The organism is Roseateles sp. AC306 (assembly GCF_979253795.1).
In genome coordinates, this window is record NZ_CEEDEB010000031.1 from 1 (window position 1) to 16,779 (window position 16,779).

Below are 16,779 nucleotides of genomic sequence, written 5' to 3' on the forward strand. Positions count from 1 at the left end.
TCGCCGCCGAACTTCTTGGACAGCACGGTCGCGATCGCTGCCGTCAGCGTCGTCTTGCCGTGGTCAACGTGACCGATAGTGCCCACATTGACGTGCGGCTTGGTCCGTTCAAACTTGCCTTTTGCCATTTTCTTGACTCCAGAGAAAGAGCATTGCCAGTCGGTTGGTTTTGCGTTTCCCCGTGAATCGGAAATCCCTGGTGACTAGGCAACCCAGGGCGACTCACGAGAAGACGGCGGCGCGGGCCTCAGGTCCGCGCCGACTTGATCACTTGCCGCGAGCGGTAATGATGGCGTCAGCCACGTTCTTCGGAGCTTCGCTGTAGTGCTTGAACTCCATCGTGTACGTGGCGCGGCCTTGCGACATCGAGCGCAGCGTCGTCGAGTAGCCGAACATTTCCGACAGCGGGACTTCGGCCTTGATGGCCTTGCCGCCGCCGACCATGTCATCCATGCCCTGCACCATGCCGCGACGGCTGGACAGGTCACCCATCACGTTGCCGGCGTAGTCTTCAGGCGTCTCGACTTCCACGGCCATCATCGGCTCCAGGATCACCGGCGAAGCCCTGCGGCAGCCTTCTTTGAAGCCCAGCGATGCGGCCATCTTGAAGGCGTTTTCGTTCGAGTCGACATCGTGGTACGAACCGAAGGTCAGCGTGACCTTCACGTCGACGACCGGGAAGCCGGCCAGCACGCCGTTCGGCAGAGAGTCGATGACGCCCTTTTCGACCGCGGGGATGTATTCGCGAGGAACCACACCGCCCTTGATGGCATCGACGAACTCGAAGCCCTTGCCGGGCTCCTGCGGCTCGACGGTCAGCACGACGTGGCCGTACTGGCCCTTGCCGCCCGACTGGCGAACGAACTTGCCTTCGACGTCGGTGGCGGTCTTGCGGATGGTTTCGCGGTAGGCCACTTGCGGCTTGCCGACGTTGGCTTCCACGCCGAACTCGCGCTTCATGCGGTCGACGATGATTTCCAGGTGCAGCTCGCCCATGCCGGAGATGATGGTCTGGCCCGACTCTTCATCGGTGCGCAGACGGAAGGATGGGTCTTCCTTGGCCAGACGGCCCAGGGCGATACCCATCTTTTCCTGGTCGGCCTTGGTCTTGGGCTCGACGGCCTGCGAAATCACGGGCTCCGGGAAGACCATCTTTTCCAGCGTGATGATGCTGTCGGGGTCGCACAGGGTTTCGCCCGTGGTGACGTCCTTCAGGCCCACGCAGGCGGCGATGTCGCCAGCCAGAATTTCCGAGATTTCTTCACGCTGGTTGGCGTGCATCTGCAGGATCCGGCCGATGCGCTCCTTCTTGCCGCGGATCGGGTTGTAGACCGAGTCGCCCGACTTCAGCACGCCGGAATAGACGCGCACGAAAGTCAGCTGGCCGACGTAGGGGTCGGTCATCAGCTTGAAGGCCAGCGCAGCAAACTTCTCTTCGTCGATACGTTGGCGCACGACCGGCTGGTCGTCTTCATCGGTGCCGGGCACCGGCGGGATGTCAGCCGGCGAGGGCATGAAATCGATGATGCCGTCGAGCATGCGCTGCACGCCCTTGTTCTTGAAGGCGGTGCCGCAGAACATCGGCTGAATTTCAGCGGCGATGGTGCGCTTGCGGATGGCCGAGACGATTTCCTCTTCGTCGAGATCACCCGACTCCAGGTACTTGTTCATCAGCTCTTCGCTGGACTCAGCGGCGGCCTCGATGAGGTTCTCGCGCCATTTGACGGCCTCGGCCTGCAGGTCAGCCGGGACGTCTTCGTAGTTGAACTTCATGCCTTGCGAGGCTTCGTCCCAAATGATCGCCTTCATCTTGATGAGGTCGATCACGCCGGTGAACTTGTCTTCGGCGCCGATGGGGATGACGACGGGCACAGGATTGGCCTTGAGACGCAGCTTCATCTGGTCGTAGACCTTGAAGAAGTTCGCGCCGGTGCGGTCCATCTTGTTGACGAACGCGAGGCGGGGCACCTTGTACTTGTTGGCCTGGCGCCAGACGGTTTCCGACTGGGGCTGCACACCGCCGACAGCGCAATAGACCATGCAGGCGCCGTCCAGCACGCGCATCGAACGCTCGACTTCAATCGTGAAGTCGACGTGGCCGGGCGTGTCGATGATGTTGATGCGGTGCTCGGGGCGAGCCAGGTCCATGCCCTTCCAGAAGCACGTCGTGGCAGCAGAGGTGATCGTGATGCCACGCTCTTGCTCTTGCTCCATCCAGTCCATCGTGGCGGCGCCGTCATGCACCTCACCGATCTTGTGGTTCACGCCGGTGTAGAAAAGGATGCGCTCGGTCGTGGTGGTCTTGCCGGCATCGATGTGCGCGGAGATACCGATATTGCGGTAGCGCTCGATGGGGGTTTTGCGGGCCATGGTTTGCTCCAGAAGACAGGAGCCGCCAGCGGGTTGGTAGAAACCCGAGGCGGCTGAAAGGCGGTGAGTTTAGAAGCGGAAGTGCGAGAAAGCCTTGTTGGCTTCAGCCATGCGGTGAACTTCGTCGCGCTTCTTCATCGCGCCGCCGCGGCCTTCAGCGGCCTCCAGCAGTTCATTGGCGAGGCGCTGGGCCATCGACTTCTCACCGCGCTTGCGTGCGGATTCCTTCAACCAGCGCATGGCGAGGGCCATCCGGCGGACGGGGCGAACTTCCACGGGAACTTGGTAGTTCGCACCACCGACACGGCGGGACTTCACTTCGACCATGGGCTTCACGTTGTTCAGGGCGACCATGAACACTTCCAGCGGGTCCTTGCCGATCTTCTTCTCGACCTGCTCGAGGGCACCGTAAATGATGCGCTCGGCGATGGCCTTCTTGCCCGATTCCATGATGACGTTCATGAACTTGGACAGATCGACGGAACCGAACTTGGGGTCCGGCAGGATTTCGCGTTTGGGTACTTCGCGACGACGTGGCATGGCACTCTTCCTTTTGCTTCAGTTGGAGACGGTCTTCTGACCTGACTCCGTTGGACGACCACCGACATCTGGGGTCATCCACTTACTCGGCTGCTGAGACATTCAGCGGGCCGCAACAACGTTGGATCAGTCAGTAGCGACTGAACCGAACAAACGATTTACTTCTTCGGACGCTTCGCGCCGTACTTGGAACGCGACTGCTTGCGATCCTTGACGCCTTGCAGGTCGAGCGAACCACGGACGATGTGGTAACGCACGCCGGGCAAGTCCTTCACGCGGCCGCCGCGAACCAGCACGACGCTGTGTTCTTGCAGGTTGTGGCCTTCGCCGCCGATGTAGGAAATGACTTCGAAGCCGTTGGTCAGGCGCACCTTGGCGACCTTGCGCAGCGCCGAGTTCGGCTTCTTCGGAGTGGTGGTGTACACGCGCGTGCAGACGCCGCGGCGCTGCGGGCAGTTCTGCATCGCAGGCGACTTGGACTTGATGACCTCGGCCTCTCGACCGTGGCGCACCAGTTGATTGATGGTTGGCATTACGACTTGTTCCCGTTTGAAGTCTGTGAGCCTCCGCCGGAATTTGCACGCGCAGCGATGCGCCGGCCAAAAGGCGGAGAGCCGAGGATTGTAGACCGCCCCGGTTTTTGGCACAAGGGCGGCGGTTAAGCTGTGCGGATGGCCCTCCCCTCTCCGCTGGACGACGACACAGCCGCTCCGCCTGCAACCCCACACGACGCCCGACCGGCCATCGTCGTCGACACCCAGGTCGTCATGGACTGGCTGGTGTTCAACGAGCCGCGCGTGCACGCCCTGGCCGCGGCGCTGGGCTCAGGCGCGCTGCGCTGGCTGGTGGCGCCGGCGATGCGCGACGAGATCCGCCACGTTCTGGGGCGCGGCATTGCGGCGCGCTATGCGCCCGACCTTGCGCTCATCGAGGCGCAGTTCGGTGCCCATTCCGAGGCCGTCGAGGCCACCGAACCGTCTCCTCGCCTGGTCTGCCGAGACCCGGACGACCAGAAGTTCATCGACCTGGCCCTGGCCCGCGGCGCGCGCTGGCTGGTGTCGCGCGACAAGGCCTTGCTGGCGCTGGCCAAGCGCGCGAAGCCGCGCGGCCTGCTCATCCTGAAACCGGAGTTTTGGACGCCGTAATGAAAAAGCCGCCCGCGGCCTGAACCGGGGCGGCTTCAGAGGGCTAAGCCCCCGTCGGCTTACTCAGCCGAGTGGTCGGCGTCGACACCTGCCATCTGCGCGGCCGCCAATTCCTCGGCCTCCTGCAGGGCAATCGAGCGACGCTCTGCATCGTCCATGGCTTCCTTGGCGCGGCGAGCCGCGTGGAAGGCCATGCCGGTGCCTGCGGGGATCAGGCGGCCGACGATGACGTTTTCCTTCAGGCCACGCAGGTCGTCGCGCTTGCCCATGATGGCCGCTTCGGTCAGCACTCGGGTCGTCTCCTGGAAGGACGCGGCGGAGATGAAGGAGTCCGTCGACAGCGAGGCCTTGGTGATGCCCAGCAGCACATCCGCGTGGGTGGCAATGAGCTTGCCTTCCTTGCGCATGCGGTCGTTGGTGTCCAGCAGCTCCGAACGCTCGACCTGCTCGTTCAGGATGTAGGTCGTGTCACCCGGGTTGGTGATGACCACGCGACGCAGCATCTGGCGAACGATCACCTCGATGTGCTTGTCGTTGATCTTCACGCCCTGGAGGCGATAGACGTCTTGCACCTCGTCGACGATGTAGCGCGCCAGCTCCTCGATGCCCAGCAGGCGCAGGATGTCCTGCGGATCTGCCGCGCCGTCGACGATCAGCTCGCCACGGTTGACCACCTGGCCTTCGTGCACAAGGATGTTCTTTTCCTTGGGCACGAGTTCCTCGTGGGCCTTGCCGTCCGGGTCGGTGATCTGCAGGCGGATCTTGCCCTTGGTCTCCTTGCCGAACGACACCGTGCCGGTCTGCTCGGCGAGCACGCCGACGTCCTTGGGCGAGCGGGCTTCGAAGAGCTCGGCAACACGCGGCAGACCGCCGGTGATGTCGCGCGTCTTCTGGCCTTCGACCGGAATGCGGGCGAGCACCTCACCAGGCAGCAGTTCTTGGCCGTCGCGGATCTGGACCAGCGAGCCGACCGGGAAGCCGATGGCCACCGAGTGGTCGGTGCCGGGGATCTTGACCTCGTGGCCTTGCGCATCCAGCAGCTTGACCTGCGGGCGGATGATCTTGGCCGCGCCGCGGCGCTTCGGGTCGATGACGACCAGGGTCGACAGACCGGTCACCTCGTCCACCTGCTTGGCGACGGTCACGCCTTCCTCGACGTTCTCGAAACGCGCCTGGCCGGCGAATTCCGTGATGATCGGGCGGGTCAGCGGGTCCCAGTTCGCGAGCACCAAGCCGGCCTTGATGGTCTGGCTGGCCTTGATGTTCAGGATCGCGCCGTAAGGCACCTTGTGACGCTCACGCTCACGGCCGTGTGGGTCGGAGATGACGATCTCGCCGGAGCGGGAAATCACCACCAAGTCGCCCTTGCCGTTGGTCACGTAACGCATCGTGGCGTTGAAGCCGATGATGCCGTCCGACTTGGCTTCGACGCTGGAAGCAACCGCTGCGCGCGACGCCGCACCACCGATGTGGAAGGTGCGCATCGTCAGCTGCGTGCCCGGTTCGCCGATGGACTGCGCGGCGATGACACCAACAGCTTCACCGACGTTCACCAAGCCGCCGCGGCCGAGGTCACGGCCGTAGCACTTGGCGCAGAGACCGAAGCGCGTGGCGCAGGTCAGCGGCGTGCGGACCTTGATCTCGTCGACACCGGCTTGCTCCAGCACGTCGAGGGTGTCCTCGTCGAGCATCTTGCCGAAGCCGAGCAGCGAGGCTTGCGTCTCGGGGTGGACGACGTCGATCGCGGTGACGCGGCCGAGGACGCGGTCGCGCAGCGATTCGATCACTTCACCACCTTCGACCAGGGCGCGCATCGCCATGCCGTTGTCGGTGCCGCAATCGTCCTCGATGACCACCAGATCCTGGGTCACGTCGACCAGGCGACGCGTCAGGTAGCCCGAGTTCGCAGTCTTCAGCGCCGTGTCCGCCAGACCCTTTCGGGCGCCGTGGGTGGAGATGAAGTACTGCAACACGTTCAGGCCTTCACGGAAATTCGCCGTGATGGGGGTCTCGATGATGGAGCCGTCCGGCTTGGCCATCAGGCCGCGCATGCCAGCCAGCTGGCGGATCTGGGCTGCGGAACCCCGCGCGCCCGAGTCGGCCATCATGTAGATCGAGTTGAAGGACTCCTGGACCACTTCCTTGCCGTGGCGGTCGGTCGTCTTCTCGACCTTCAGGTGGTCCATCATCTTCTTGCCGATCTCGTCACCGGCCTTGCCCCAGATGTCGACGACCTTGTTGTAGCGCTCGCCGGCCGTCACGAGACCCGAGACGTACTGCTGCTCGATCTCCTTGACTTCCTTCTCGGCGCGCTCGATGACCGTGTGCTTTTCCTTCGGGACCAGCATGTCATCGATGGCGATCGAGATGCCGGCGCGCGTCGCGAGCTTGAAGCCGCTTTGCAGCAGCTTGTCGGCCAGCACGACGGTTTCCTTCAGGCCGCACTTGCGGAAGGAGGTGTTGATCAGCTTGCTGATTTCCTTCTTCTTGAGCGCCTTGTTGATGTTCGAGAACGGCAGGCCCTTGGGCAGGATCTCGGACAGCAGCGCACGGCCGACGGTGGTGTCGGTCAGCTTGGTCTCGGCCACCCACTCATCGCCCTGCTTGACGTATTCCGTCAGGCGGACGCTGATCTTGGCGGTGATCTCGACGGCACCGTTTTCCAGCGCGCGGATCATCTCGGGAATGTCCGAGAAGATCAGGCCCTCACCCTTGCCGTTGATGCGCTCGCGGGTCGCGTAGTACAGGCCCAGCACCACGTCTTGCGACGGCACGATCGACGGCTCACCCGAAGCCGGGAACAGCACGTTGTTGGAGGCCAGCATCAGCGTGCGGGCTTCCATCTGCGCTTCGATCGACAGCGGCACGTGGACGGCCATCTGGTCACCGTCGAAGTCGGCGTTGAAGGCCGAGCAGACGAGCGGGTGCAGTTGGATCGCCTTGCCTTCGATCAGCACGGGCTCGAAAGCCTGGATGCCGAGGCGGTGCAGCGTCGGGGCGCGGTTCAGCAGGACCGGGTGCTCCTTGATGACTTCTTCAAGGATGTCCCAGACCACCGGCGTGCCGGATTCGACTTCCTTCTTCGCAGCCTTGATCGTCGTCGCGATGCCCATGGCTTCGAGACGGCTGAAGATGAAGGGCTTGAAGAGTTCGAGCGCCATCAGCTTGGGCAGGCCGCACTGGTGCAGCTTGAGCGTCGGGCCGACCACGATGACCGAACGGCCCGAGTAGTCGACGCGCTTGCCCAGCAAGTTCTGACGGAAGCGACCGCTCTTGCCCTTGATCATGTCGGCCAGCGACTTGAGGGCACGCTTGTTCGCGCCGGTCATCGCCTTGCCGCGGCGGCCGTTGTCCAGCAGCGAGTCGACGGCTTCCTGCAACATGCGCTTTTCGTTGCGCACGATGATTTCAGGGGCCTTCAGCTCGAGCAGACGGGCCAGGCGGTTGTTGCGGTTGATGACGCGACGGTAGAGGTCGTTCAGGTCAGACGTGGCAAAGCGGCCACCATCCAGCGGCACCAGCGGACGCAGGTCCGGCGGCAGCACGGGCAGCACGTCCAGCACCATCCAGTTCGGCTTGATGCCGGACTTCTTGAAGGCCTCCATGACCTTCAGGCGCTTGGAGTTCTTCTTGACCTTGAGCTCGGAGCCGGTCATGTCGTTGCGCAGGCGATCGATCTCGACGTCGAGATCCATTTCCTGCAGCAGGTTCTTGATGCCCTCGGCGCCCATCAGCGCGATGAATTCGTCGCCGAACTCGATGCGCTTCGCGTCGTAGTCGTCCTCGGTCATGATCGCGAACTTCTTCAGCGGCGTCATGCCCGGGTCGACGACCACATACGCTTCGAAGTACAGCACGCGTTCGATGTCGCGCAGTGTCATGTCGAGCACCAGGCCCAGACGCGACGGCAGGCTCTTCAGGAACCAGATGTGCGCGCAGGGGGCGGCCAGGTCGATGTGGCCCATGCGGTCACGGCGGACCTTGGTCTGGGTAACTTCAACGCCGCACTTCTCGCAGATCACGCCACGGTGCTTGAGGCGCTTGTACTTGCCGCACAGGCACTCGTAGTCCTTGATCGGGCCAAAGATCTTGGCGCAGAACAGGCCGTCGCGTTCCGGCTTGAAGGTGCGGTAGTTGATCGTCTCGGGTTTCTTCACCTCGCCGAACGACCAGCTGCGGATCTTCTCCGGGGAAGCCAGGCCGATCTGGATGGCATCGAAATGCTCATCGGGGGTGAATTGCTTGAAAAGGTCGAGTAGTCCCTTCATGCATCTGCTCCTTAGTTCTTGACCAGTTCAATGTCGATGCCAAGGGAACGGATTTCCTTGACCAGCACATTGAACGATTCCGGCATGCCGGCTTCGATGGCGTGTTCGCCCTTGACGATGGACTCGTACACCTTGGTACGCCCGTTCACGTCGTCGGACTTGACCGTCAGCATTTCCTGCAGGATGTAGGAGGCACCATAGGCTTCCAGCGCCCAGACTTCCATTTCGCCGAAACGCTGGCCGCCGAACTGCGCCTTGCCGCCCAGCGGTTGCTGCGTGACGAGCGAGTACGGGCCGGTCGAACGCGCGTGCATCTTGTCGTCCACCAGGTGGTGCAGCTTCAGCACGTGCATGTAGCCGACGGTGACCGGGCGCTCGAACTGCTCGCCCGTGCGGCCATCGCACAGCCAGGCCTGGGTGCGGGTGTCGGTCAGCCCCTTCTTGGCGGCGATGTCGTCCGGGTAGGCCAGCTTCAGCATGCCGCGGATTTCTTCTTCCTTGGCACCGTCGAACACTGGCGTCGCAAAGGGCACGCCCTTCGACAGGTTCGCCGCCATCTCCAGCACTTCGTCGTCCGTCAGGTCTTCGATGCGCTCGGTCTTGCCACCGCTCTGGTTGTAGAGCTGGTCGAACAGCTTGCGCAGCTCGGCCACCTTGGTGTGCTGCTGCAGCATGTCGCCGATGCGCTGGCCGATGCCCTTGCCGGCCCAGCCCAAGTGGACTTCCAGCACCTGGCCCACGTTCATCCGCGACGGCACGCCCAGCGGGTTCAGCACGATGTCGGCAGGCGTGCCGTCGGCCATGTAGGGCATGTCTTCGATCGGGGTGACCTTGGACACGACACCCTTGTTGCCGTGACGGCCGGCCATCTTGTCGCCAGGCTGCAGGCGACGCTTGACGGCCAAGTAGACCTTGACCATCTTCAGGACGCCGGCAGGCAGCTCGTCGCCCTGCGTCAGCTTCTTGCGCTTTTCTTCAAAAGCCAGGTCGAAGCTGTGGCGGGTCTGGTCGAGCGAGTTCTTGATCGACTCGAGCTGGTTGGCGACGTCTTCCTCGGCCGGACGGATGTCGAACCAGTGGAACTTCTCGACCGACGCCAGGTAGTCCTTGTCGATGGCCGTGCCCTTGGCGATCTTCTGCGGGCCGCCATTGGCGATCTTGCCGACCAGCAGCTTCTCGATCCGGTCGAAGGCGTCGCTCTCGACGATGCGCAGCTGGTCGTTCAGGTCCAGGCGGTAGCGCTTCAGCTCGTCGTCGATGATCTGCTGAGCGCGCTTGTCGCGCTGGATGCCTTCACGGGTGAAGACCTGCACGTCGATGACCGTGCCCTGCGTGCCCTGGTCGACGCGCAGCGACGTGTCTTTCACGTCCGAAGCCTTCTCGCCGAAGATGGCGCGCAGCAGCTTCTCTTCCGGCGTCAGCGTCGTCTCGCCCTTGGGCGTGACCTTGCCGACCAGCACGTCGCCCGGGTTCACCTCGGCACCGACGTAGACGATGCCCGACTCGTCCAGACGGCCGAGTTGTTGCTCCGACAGGTTCGGGATGTCGCGGGTGATTTCCTCGGCGCCCAGCTTGGTGTCACGGGCGTTGACCACCAGTTCCTCGATGTGGATCGAGGTGTAGCGGTCTTCGGCAATGACGCGTTCGCTGATCAGGATCGAGTCTTCGAAGTTGTAGCCGTTCCAGGGCATGAACGCGACCAGCATGTTCTGGCCCAGGGCCAGTTCACCGATGTCCGTGGAGGCGCCGTCGGCAATGATGTCCTCGGCCGCCACCTTGTCGCCACGCTTGACGATCGGGCGCTGGTGGATGTTCGTGTTCTGGTTGGAACGCTGGTACTTGATCAGGTTGTAGATGTCGACGCCGACTTCACCGGCGACCGTCTCGTTGTCGTTCACACGAATGACGATACGGTTGGTGTCGACATAGTCGACCACGCCGCCACGGCGAGCCGCGACGACCGTGCCCGAGTCCTTGGCAGCCACGCGCTCGACGCCCGTGCCGACCAAAGCCTTTTCGGGGCGCAGCACCGGCACGGCCTGACGCTGCATGTTGGCGCCCATCAGTGCGCGGTTCGCGTCGTCGTGCTCCAGGAAGGGCACGAGCGAGGCGGCCACCGACACGATCTGCGTCGGCGCCACGTCCATGTACTGGATGCGTTCCGGCTGAGTCAGCACCGACTCGCCGTTCTCACGGGCCGAGACGAGCTCGTCCGTCAGTTCACCGGTCGGGTTCAAAGTGGCGTTCGCCTGGGCGATGACGTACTTGCCTTCCTCGATGGCGGACAGGTAGTCGATCTGGTCGGTGACCTTGCCGTCGACGACGCGGCGGTAAGGCGTTTCCAGGAAGCCGTACTCGTTGAGCTGAGCGAACAGCGCCAGCGAGTTGATCAGGCCGATGTTCGGGCCTTCCGGCGTCTCGATCGGGCAGACGCGGCCGTAGTGGGTCGGGTGCACGTCGCGGACTTCAAAGCCGGCGCGCTCGCGGGTCAGGCCGCCCGGGCCCAGGGCGGAAACACGACGCTTGTGCGTGATTTCCGACAGCGGGTTGGTCTGGTCCATGAACTGCGACAGCTGCGACGCACCGAAGAACTCCTTGAGGGCCGCGGAGATCGGCTTGGAGTTGATCAGGTCGTGCGGCATCAGGGCTTCGGTCTCGGCCTGGCCCAGACGTTCCTTGACGGCCTTCTCGATGCGGGCGAGGCCCGAGCGGTACTGGTTTTCGGCCAGTTCGCCCACGCAGCGCACGCGGCGGTTGCCGAGGTGGTCGATGTCGTCCACTTCGCCGCGGCCATTGCGCAGCTCGACGAGGATCTTGACGACGTCAAGGATGTCCTCGTTGGACAGGTTCATGTTGCCTTCGGGCGTGTCACGGCCGACACGCGCGTTGAACTTCATGCGGCCGACACGGCTCAGGTCATACGTGTCGGTGCTGTAGAACAGGCGGTTGAACAGGGCCTCGACGGCGTCTTCCGTCGGCGGCTCGCCGGGGCGCATCATGCGGTAGATGGCGACGCGGGCGGCCAGCTGCGTCTCGGTCTCGTCGGACGCGAGCGTCTGCGAGATGTAGGCGCCTTCGTCCAGCTCGTTCGTGAACAGCGCCTGGACTTCCTTGATGCCGGCTTGGCGCAGCTTCTTCAGCAGCGCTTCGGTGAGCTCATCATTGGCCTTGGCAATGATCTCGCCGGTGTCGGCGTCGATCATGTTCTTGGCCAGCACGCGGCCGATCAGGAAGTCTTCGGGCACGGAGATGTGCTGCGTGCCGGACTGCTCCAGCTGGCGCGCATGGCGGGCCGTGATGCGCTTGTCCTTCTCGACGATGACGGCACCCGACTTGTCGACGATGTCGAAACGGGCAACTTCACCCTTCAGGCGGTCGGCGACGAATTCGAGCTGCGCGCCAACGTCCATCAGGCGGAAGTTGTCGAACACGAAGAAGTGGGCCAGGATCTGCTCGGGGTTCAGGCCGATGGCCTTGAGCAGGATCGTGACCGGCATCTTGCGGCGGCGGTCGACGCGGAAGTACAGGATGTCCTTCGGGTCGAACTCGAAGTCCAGCCAGGAGCCGCGGTAAGGAATGATGCGGGCGCTGAACAGCAGCTTGCCCGACGAGTGCGTCTTGCCCTTGTCGTGTTCGAAGAACACGCCCGGCGAACGGTGCAGCTGCGACACGATGACGCGCTCGGTACCGTTGACGATGAAGCTGCCGTAGTCGGTCATCAGGGGCACTTCGCCCATGTAGACCTCCTGCTCTTTGATTTCCTTGACCGTCTTCGCCTGGGGCGACTCACGGTCATAGATGATCATCTGCAGGCGCGCGCGCACGGCGGCGGCATACGTCAAGCCACGCTGCTGGCACTCACGGGTGTCGAACGGCGGCTTGGCGATGTTGAACTCGAGGAACTTCATCTCGACGAAACCGTTGTGCGAAACAATCGGGAACGCCGAGAGGAAGGCCGCCTGCAGCCCTTCGGGCTTGCGTTTGGCGGCGGGCACGTCCTTTTGCAGGAAGGCCACGTAGCTGTCCTTCTGCATCGTGAGCAGATAGGGAACGTTGAGAACGCTCTCGCGCTTGCCGAAGCTCTTGCGGATCCGCTTGCGCTCGGTGTAGCTGTAGGGGGTTGCTTGCGCCATAAACACTCCGTGTCGAGCTCACCCCTGGCCGTGGGGCGAGCCGCGTCGGCGACTGGCTGGCTCACCGCCCAGAACGGACGGTTGCCTAGCTTGGTGGTTGGCCACTACCAACCTCTGGCGGACAACTTTGGCCCCGCAACAAGGGCTGACCAAAGTCCGACCAAACTGGTTCTCTGCAGTCGGATCAGAGAACACTTGAAAGAACTGCGCATCATACGGTGCGCGGCGCTTTCAGCTGTTCTCAAGCAGGATTAACCCGCAAAGACGAAAAAGGGGAAGCCGTGAGGCAACCCCTTTTTGAATCTGGACAAACCAGATTCGGTCGGCGAGCGGCGTAGCGAGCGTGTCGAGGTCGGGTCTGAGACGCGGAGCCGTACTTGCGTACGGCGAGCATCGAAGGCCTGAGATCGGCTCGCGCAGTAGCCGAGCGCCGGCCGAATTACTTCAGCTCAGCCTTGGCGCCGGCTTCCACCAGCTTCTTGACAGCAGCTTCGCCGTCAGCCTTGGCAACAGCTTCCTTGACGTTCTTCGGAGCGCCGTCGACCAGGTCCTTGGCTTCCTTGAGGCCCAGGCCGGTGATTTCGCGAACGGCCTTGATGACCTGAACCTTCTGGGCGCCGGCTTCGAGCAGCACGACGTTGAATTCGGTCTTCTCTTCAACAACAGCAGCAGCAGCGCCGCCACCGCCGCCGCCGCCGGCAGCAGCCATCGAAGCAGCGGACACGCCGAACTTCTCTTCAATTGCTTTGACCAGATCGTTCAGTTCCAGAACGGTCATGCTGTCCAGAGCCGACAGGAAAGCGTCTTTATCGAATGCCATGATTAATTTCCTTAAAACAGATTGATTGCGCGTGACTTGACGTCAGCCGCGTAGTTCGTCGATCAGGCCGCAGCCGGGGCTTCTTCGGGAGCAGCTTCCGGGGAAGTGGCGCCTTCGCCACGCTTTGCAGCCAGGGCAGCCAGCACGGCCGCGGTGCGTTGCACCGGCGACAGCAGCAGGCCAGCGATTTGCGACAGCAGCACTTCACGGCTCGGGACCGACGCCAACGCTTTCACGCCGGCAACGTCCAGAGCCTTGCCGCCATACGCGCCGCCCTTGATGACGAGCTTGTCGTTGGTCTTGGCAAAGTCAGCGATGACTTTGGCGGCCGCGACAGCGTCTTCGGAAAAGCCGTAGATCAGCGGGCCGACCATGCTCTCCGCAGCAGCTTCGAACGGGGTGCCGGCAACAGCACGACGTGCCAGGGTGTTCTTCAGGACATGAAGATACACACCTTGGGCACGCGCGGTGATGCGCAGCTTGTTCAAGGCTTCCACGGTGAGGCCACGGTACTCGGCCAACGCCAGCGTCTGCGACTTGGCAGCTTGCGCTGCGACGTCGGAGACAACGACTGCCTTCTCGTTGCGATTGAGACTCAAGGTCTACTCCTCACATTTGCTCTCTCGGCCTTGCGGCTTCGAGAGCGCCAGGGAATTAGCGACCATCTGTCAGGAAACCCGCCCCGATGGCTCGGAACGGCAAACCCTTCAGCGGGACCGCCATCTGCGTTGGTTCTCGCCTCAATTGCTTGAGGACTGAGATTTAAGGGGTCTCCACCAACGGTCTTGGATGACGCGCCACTCCGGCAAACCGGAATGACGCCCCACCAATCTTGTTGCCCGAGGCCAGACTCGCCCCGTGCAGATTCAGTACGCCAGGCCGCGAAGGCCTGAGCGTTGATCAGGCCGCGTTGGCCTGAGCGTTGATCGACGCGATTTCGACGCGGGCGCCAACGCCCATCGTCGAAGAGATGGCGACCTTGCGCAGGTAGATGCCCTTGCTCGATGCCGGCTTGCTCTTGTTCAGAGCCTCGATCAGCGCGCGCAGGTTGCCTTCCAACTTGTCGGTGTCGAACGAGCGACGGCCGAGGGTGCCGTGGATGATGCCGGCCTTGTCGACGCGGAACTGGACTTGGCCAGCCTTGGCGTTGCGAACGGCGGTGGCGACGTCCGGGGTCACGGTGCCAACCTTGGGGTTAGGCATCAGGCCGCGCGGGCCCAGGATCTGACCCAGCGTACCGACGACACGCATCGTATCCGGCGAGGCGATGACCACGTCGAAGGGCATGTCGCCCGCCTTGACGCGCTCGGCCAGGTCTTCCATGCCGACAACGTCGGCGCCGGCGGCGCGAGCTTCGTCAGCCTTGGCGCCTTGGGCGAAGACGGCGACGCGCTTGGTCTTGCCGGTGCCGTTGGGCATCACGACGGCGCCACGGACGACTTGGTCCGACTTCTTGGCATCGATGCCAAGTTGCACGGCAACGTCAATGGACTCATCGAACTTGGCGGAAGCCAGGCTCTTGACGAGGTCCAGGGCTTCGGTCAGCGCGTACAGCTTGGTCGACTCGACCTTGCCAGCCAGCGCCTTTTGCTTCTTGGTGAGCTTGGCCATGTCAGACCCCTTCCACGATGATGCCCATCGAGCGGGCGGAGCCGGCGATGGTCTTGACTGCGGCGTCCATGCTGGCGGCCGTCAGGTCCTTGGTCTTGATCGTTGCGATCTCTTCCAACTGGGCGCGGGTCAGCTTGCCGACCTTGTCCAGATGGGGGCGCTGCGAGCCCTTTTCGATCTTGGCGGCCTTCTTGATCAGCACGGTCGCCGGGGGCGACTTGATGACGAAGGTGAAGCTCTTGTCTGCGAACGCGGTGATGACCACCGGCAGCTTCATGCCCGGCTCGAAGCCAGCGCCTGAAGTCTGGGCGTTGAACGCCTTGCAGAATTCCATGATGTTCAGGCCACGCTGACCCAGCGCGGGACCAACCGGCGGCGAGGGATTAGCCTTGCCTGCGGCGACTTGCAGCTTGATGAAGCCGACAATTTTCTTTGCCATGTTTCTCTCCTAACAGTGCCTTGGCGCGAATTGGAAATACGCCCCGACACCTGAGTGCTAACGCAAAGGACTGGTTACCTTTGCTCCTCTTGTCCGCATCTCGTTGCGGACTGACTACGGGCCGACGTGAGGGACGCCGGCCAAACCCAAAATTAGACCTTCTCGACCTGCGAGAAGTCGAGCTCCACTGGCGTTGCGCGGCCAAAGATCGTGACCGACACACGCACCTTGGACTTGTCGTAGTTGACTTCTTCGACCGAGCCATTGAAGTCGGTGAAGGGACCTTCCTTGACGCGCACGACCTCGCCGACCGTCCACTCAACCTTGGGCCGGGGCTTCTCGACACCCTCTTGCATCTGGTTGACGATCTTCATGACCTCGGCTTCCGAGATGGGCGCCGGACGGTTCTTGGCACCACCCACGAAGCCCGTCACCTTGGACGTGTGCTTCACCAAGTGCCAGGACTCGTCGTCCATCGACATCTCGACCAGCACATAGCCCGGGAAGAAGCGGCGCTCGGTAACGGCCTTCTTGCCGTTCTTCAGCTCGACGACTTCTTCGGTCGGCACCAGGATGCGGCCGAACTTGTCCTGCATGCCGGCGCGGTCGATGCGCTCACGCAGGTTGCGCTCGACGGCCTTCTCCATGCCTGAGTAGGCGTGGACGACATACCAGCGCTTGGGCAGGCCCGCAGGCGCCTCGGCGGTCACGACGTTTTGCTCTTCGCTCATCTCGTTCCTTCTCAGCGCTTCCAGCCCAGGATCAGGTCGTACAGCACCCACTCCAGCGTCTTGTCCGTCAGCCAAAGGAACAGTGCCATGACGACGACAAAGGCAAACACGTAGGCAGTCATCTGCCGTGCTTCCTTGTGAGTCGGCCACACCACCTTCTTGACTTCACGCACTGAGTCGCGGCCATAGGCAATCAGCGCCTTGCCATGCTCTGACGTGAAGAAGGCCGCCACACCGGCGGCCAGCAGCACGATCAGAGAGACCCACTGCACCCACGGACCTTGCTTGGACAAGCCGTAATAAGCCACCAGTGCGCCGACCAGCAGCAGCACCGCAGCGGCCAACTTGGCCTTGTCGGCGCCGGTGGTTACCGTCTCGACTTGGGGAGGATTCGCCATCAATTCACTTTCACATGCGCCACGGAATTCAACATTCCTGGCGCTTATTCAGACGCTGCGTTTGGCTTGTCGCCATCAGCAGCAAGGCCCGCCGAGATCGCTCTCGCGGGCCGATGCTTGTTTGCCGGAAAACCAACCGTCGTGATCAGCGACTGTTGGCAGGGGCAGAGGGTCTCGAACCCCCGACCTTCGGTTTTGGAGACCGACGCTCTGCCAATTGAGCTATGCCCCTGCGGCCTGAAACTACTTACGCGAGGATCGTTGCAACGACGCCCGAGCCGACGGTACGACCGCCTTCACGGATGGCGAAGCGCAGGCCGGTTT

Annotated in this window: 14 protein-coding genes and 1 tRNA gene; 1 reads left to right on the forward strand and 14 read right to left on the reverse strand. The window is 62.9% G+C overall.

What is annotated here, in order from left to right; translation table 11 throughout:
* The 4 genes from AC0IZJ_RS27955 to rpsL all read right to left on the reverse strand — a co-directional run.
* The coding region (locus tag AC0IZJ_RS27955; RefSeq protein ID WP_229427325.1) for a GTP-binding protein at positions 1 to 128 on the reverse strand (128 nt) is incomplete at its 3' end.
* Positions 129 to 267: 139 nt separating this feature from the next.
* Positions 268 to 2,370 (reverse strand): elongation factor G, encoded by a 2,103-nt coding sequence (fusA, locus tag AC0IZJ_RS27960; RefSeq protein WP_471855495.1) that lies wholly within the window; start codon positions 2,368 to 2,370, stop codon positions 268 to 270.
* Between the two features lie 69 nt (positions 2,371 to 2,439).
* Positions 2,440 to 2,910 (reverse strand): 30S ribosomal protein S7, encoded by a 471-nt coding sequence (gene rpsG, locus AC0IZJ_RS27965; RefSeq protein ID WP_057297389.1) that lies wholly within the window; start codon positions 2,908 to 2,910, stop codon positions 2,440 to 2,442.
* A gap of 158 nt (positions 2,911 to 3,068) precedes the next feature.
* Positions 3,069 to 3,443: a 30S ribosomal protein S12 gene (gene rpsL / locus AC0IZJ_RS27970; protein WP_056265769.1), complete on the reverse strand. Its 375-nt coding sequence runs from the start codon at positions 3,441 to 3,443 to the stop codon at positions 3,069 to 3,071.
* A gap of 138 nt (positions 3,444 to 3,581) precedes the next feature.
* Here rpsL and AC0IZJ_RS27975 point away from each other — a divergent pair, with 138 nt between their 5' ends.
* On the forward strand, positions 3,582 to 4,055 hold the full coding sequence (locus AC0IZJ_RS27975) for a putative toxin-antitoxin system toxin component, PIN family (protein WP_471855496.1): 474 nt from the start codon (positions 3,582 to 3,584) through the stop codon (positions 4,053 to 4,055).
* 59 nt (positions 4,056 to 4,114) lie between these two features.
* Here AC0IZJ_RS27975 and rpoC read toward each other — a convergent pair whose 3' ends face one another.
* From rpoC to AC0IZJ_RS28025, 10 genes are all read right to left on the reverse strand, one after another.
* Positions 4,115 to 8,323 carry a DNA-directed RNA polymerase subunit beta' gene (gene rpoC / locus AC0IZJ_RS27980; RefSeq protein WP_471855498.1) on the reverse strand — a complete coding sequence of 1,403 codons (4,209 nt, stop codon included), beginning with the start codon at positions 8,321 to 8,323 and terminating at the stop codon, positions 4,115 to 4,117.
* A gap of 11 nt (positions 8,324 to 8,334) precedes the next feature.
* Positions 8,335 to 12,456 (reverse strand): DNA-directed RNA polymerase subunit beta, encoded by a 4,122-nt coding sequence (gene rpoB, locus AC0IZJ_RS27985; protein WP_471855500.1) that lies wholly within the window; start codon positions 12,454 to 12,456, stop codon positions 8,335 to 8,337.
* Between the two features lie 439 nt (positions 12,457 to 12,895).
* The gene (gene rplL, locus AC0IZJ_RS27990; protein ID WP_457427692.1) at positions 12,896 to 13,276 is read right to left on the reverse strand and encodes a 50S ribosomal protein L7/L12; all 381 of its coding nucleotides are present in this window, start codon (positions 13,274 to 13,276) and stop codon (positions 12,896 to 12,898) included.
* A 62-nt stretch (positions 13,277 to 13,338) separates the two neighbouring features.
* Positions 13,339 to 13,875 carry a 50S ribosomal protein L10 gene (gene rplJ / locus AC0IZJ_RS27995; protein WP_471855501.1) on the reverse strand — a complete coding sequence of 179 codons (537 nt, stop codon included), beginning with the start codon at positions 13,873 to 13,875 and terminating at the stop codon, positions 13,339 to 13,341.
* Between the two features lie 301 nt (positions 13,876 to 14,176).
* Entirely contained in the window at positions 14,177 to 14,887 is a 711-nt protein-coding gene (gene rplA / locus AC0IZJ_RS28000; protein ID WP_471855503.1) for a 50S ribosomal protein L1, read from the reverse strand.
* A 1-nt stretch (position 14,888) separates the two neighbouring features.
* On the reverse strand, positions 14,889 to 15,326 hold the full coding sequence (gene rplK / locus AC0IZJ_RS28005; RefSeq protein ID WP_056265790.1) for a 50S ribosomal protein L11: 438 nt from the start codon (positions 15,324 to 15,326) through the stop codon (positions 14,889 to 14,891).
* Positions 15,327 to 15,478: 152 nt separating this feature from the next.
* Positions 15,479 to 16,057, reverse strand: coding sequence for a transcription termination/antitermination protein NusG (gene nusG, locus AC0IZJ_RS28010; protein WP_394485054.1), 579 nt, complete (start codon positions 16,055 to 16,057; stop codon positions 15,479 to 15,481).
* An 11-nt stretch (positions 16,058 to 16,068) separates the two neighbouring features.
* Entirely contained in the window at positions 16,069 to 16,455 is a 387-nt protein-coding gene (gene secE / locus AC0IZJ_RS28015; protein ID WP_471855505.1) for a preprotein translocase subunit SecE, read from the reverse strand.
* A gap of 156 nt (positions 16,456 to 16,611) precedes the next feature.
* A tRNA-Trp gene (locus tag AC0IZJ_RS28020) sits at positions 16,612 to 16,687 on the reverse strand.
* 15 nt (positions 16,688 to 16,702) lie between these two features.
* The coding region (locus AC0IZJ_RS28025) for an EF-Tu C-terminal domain-related protein (RefSeq protein ID WP_445944904.1) at positions 16,703 to 16,779 on the reverse strand (77 nt) is incomplete at its 5' end.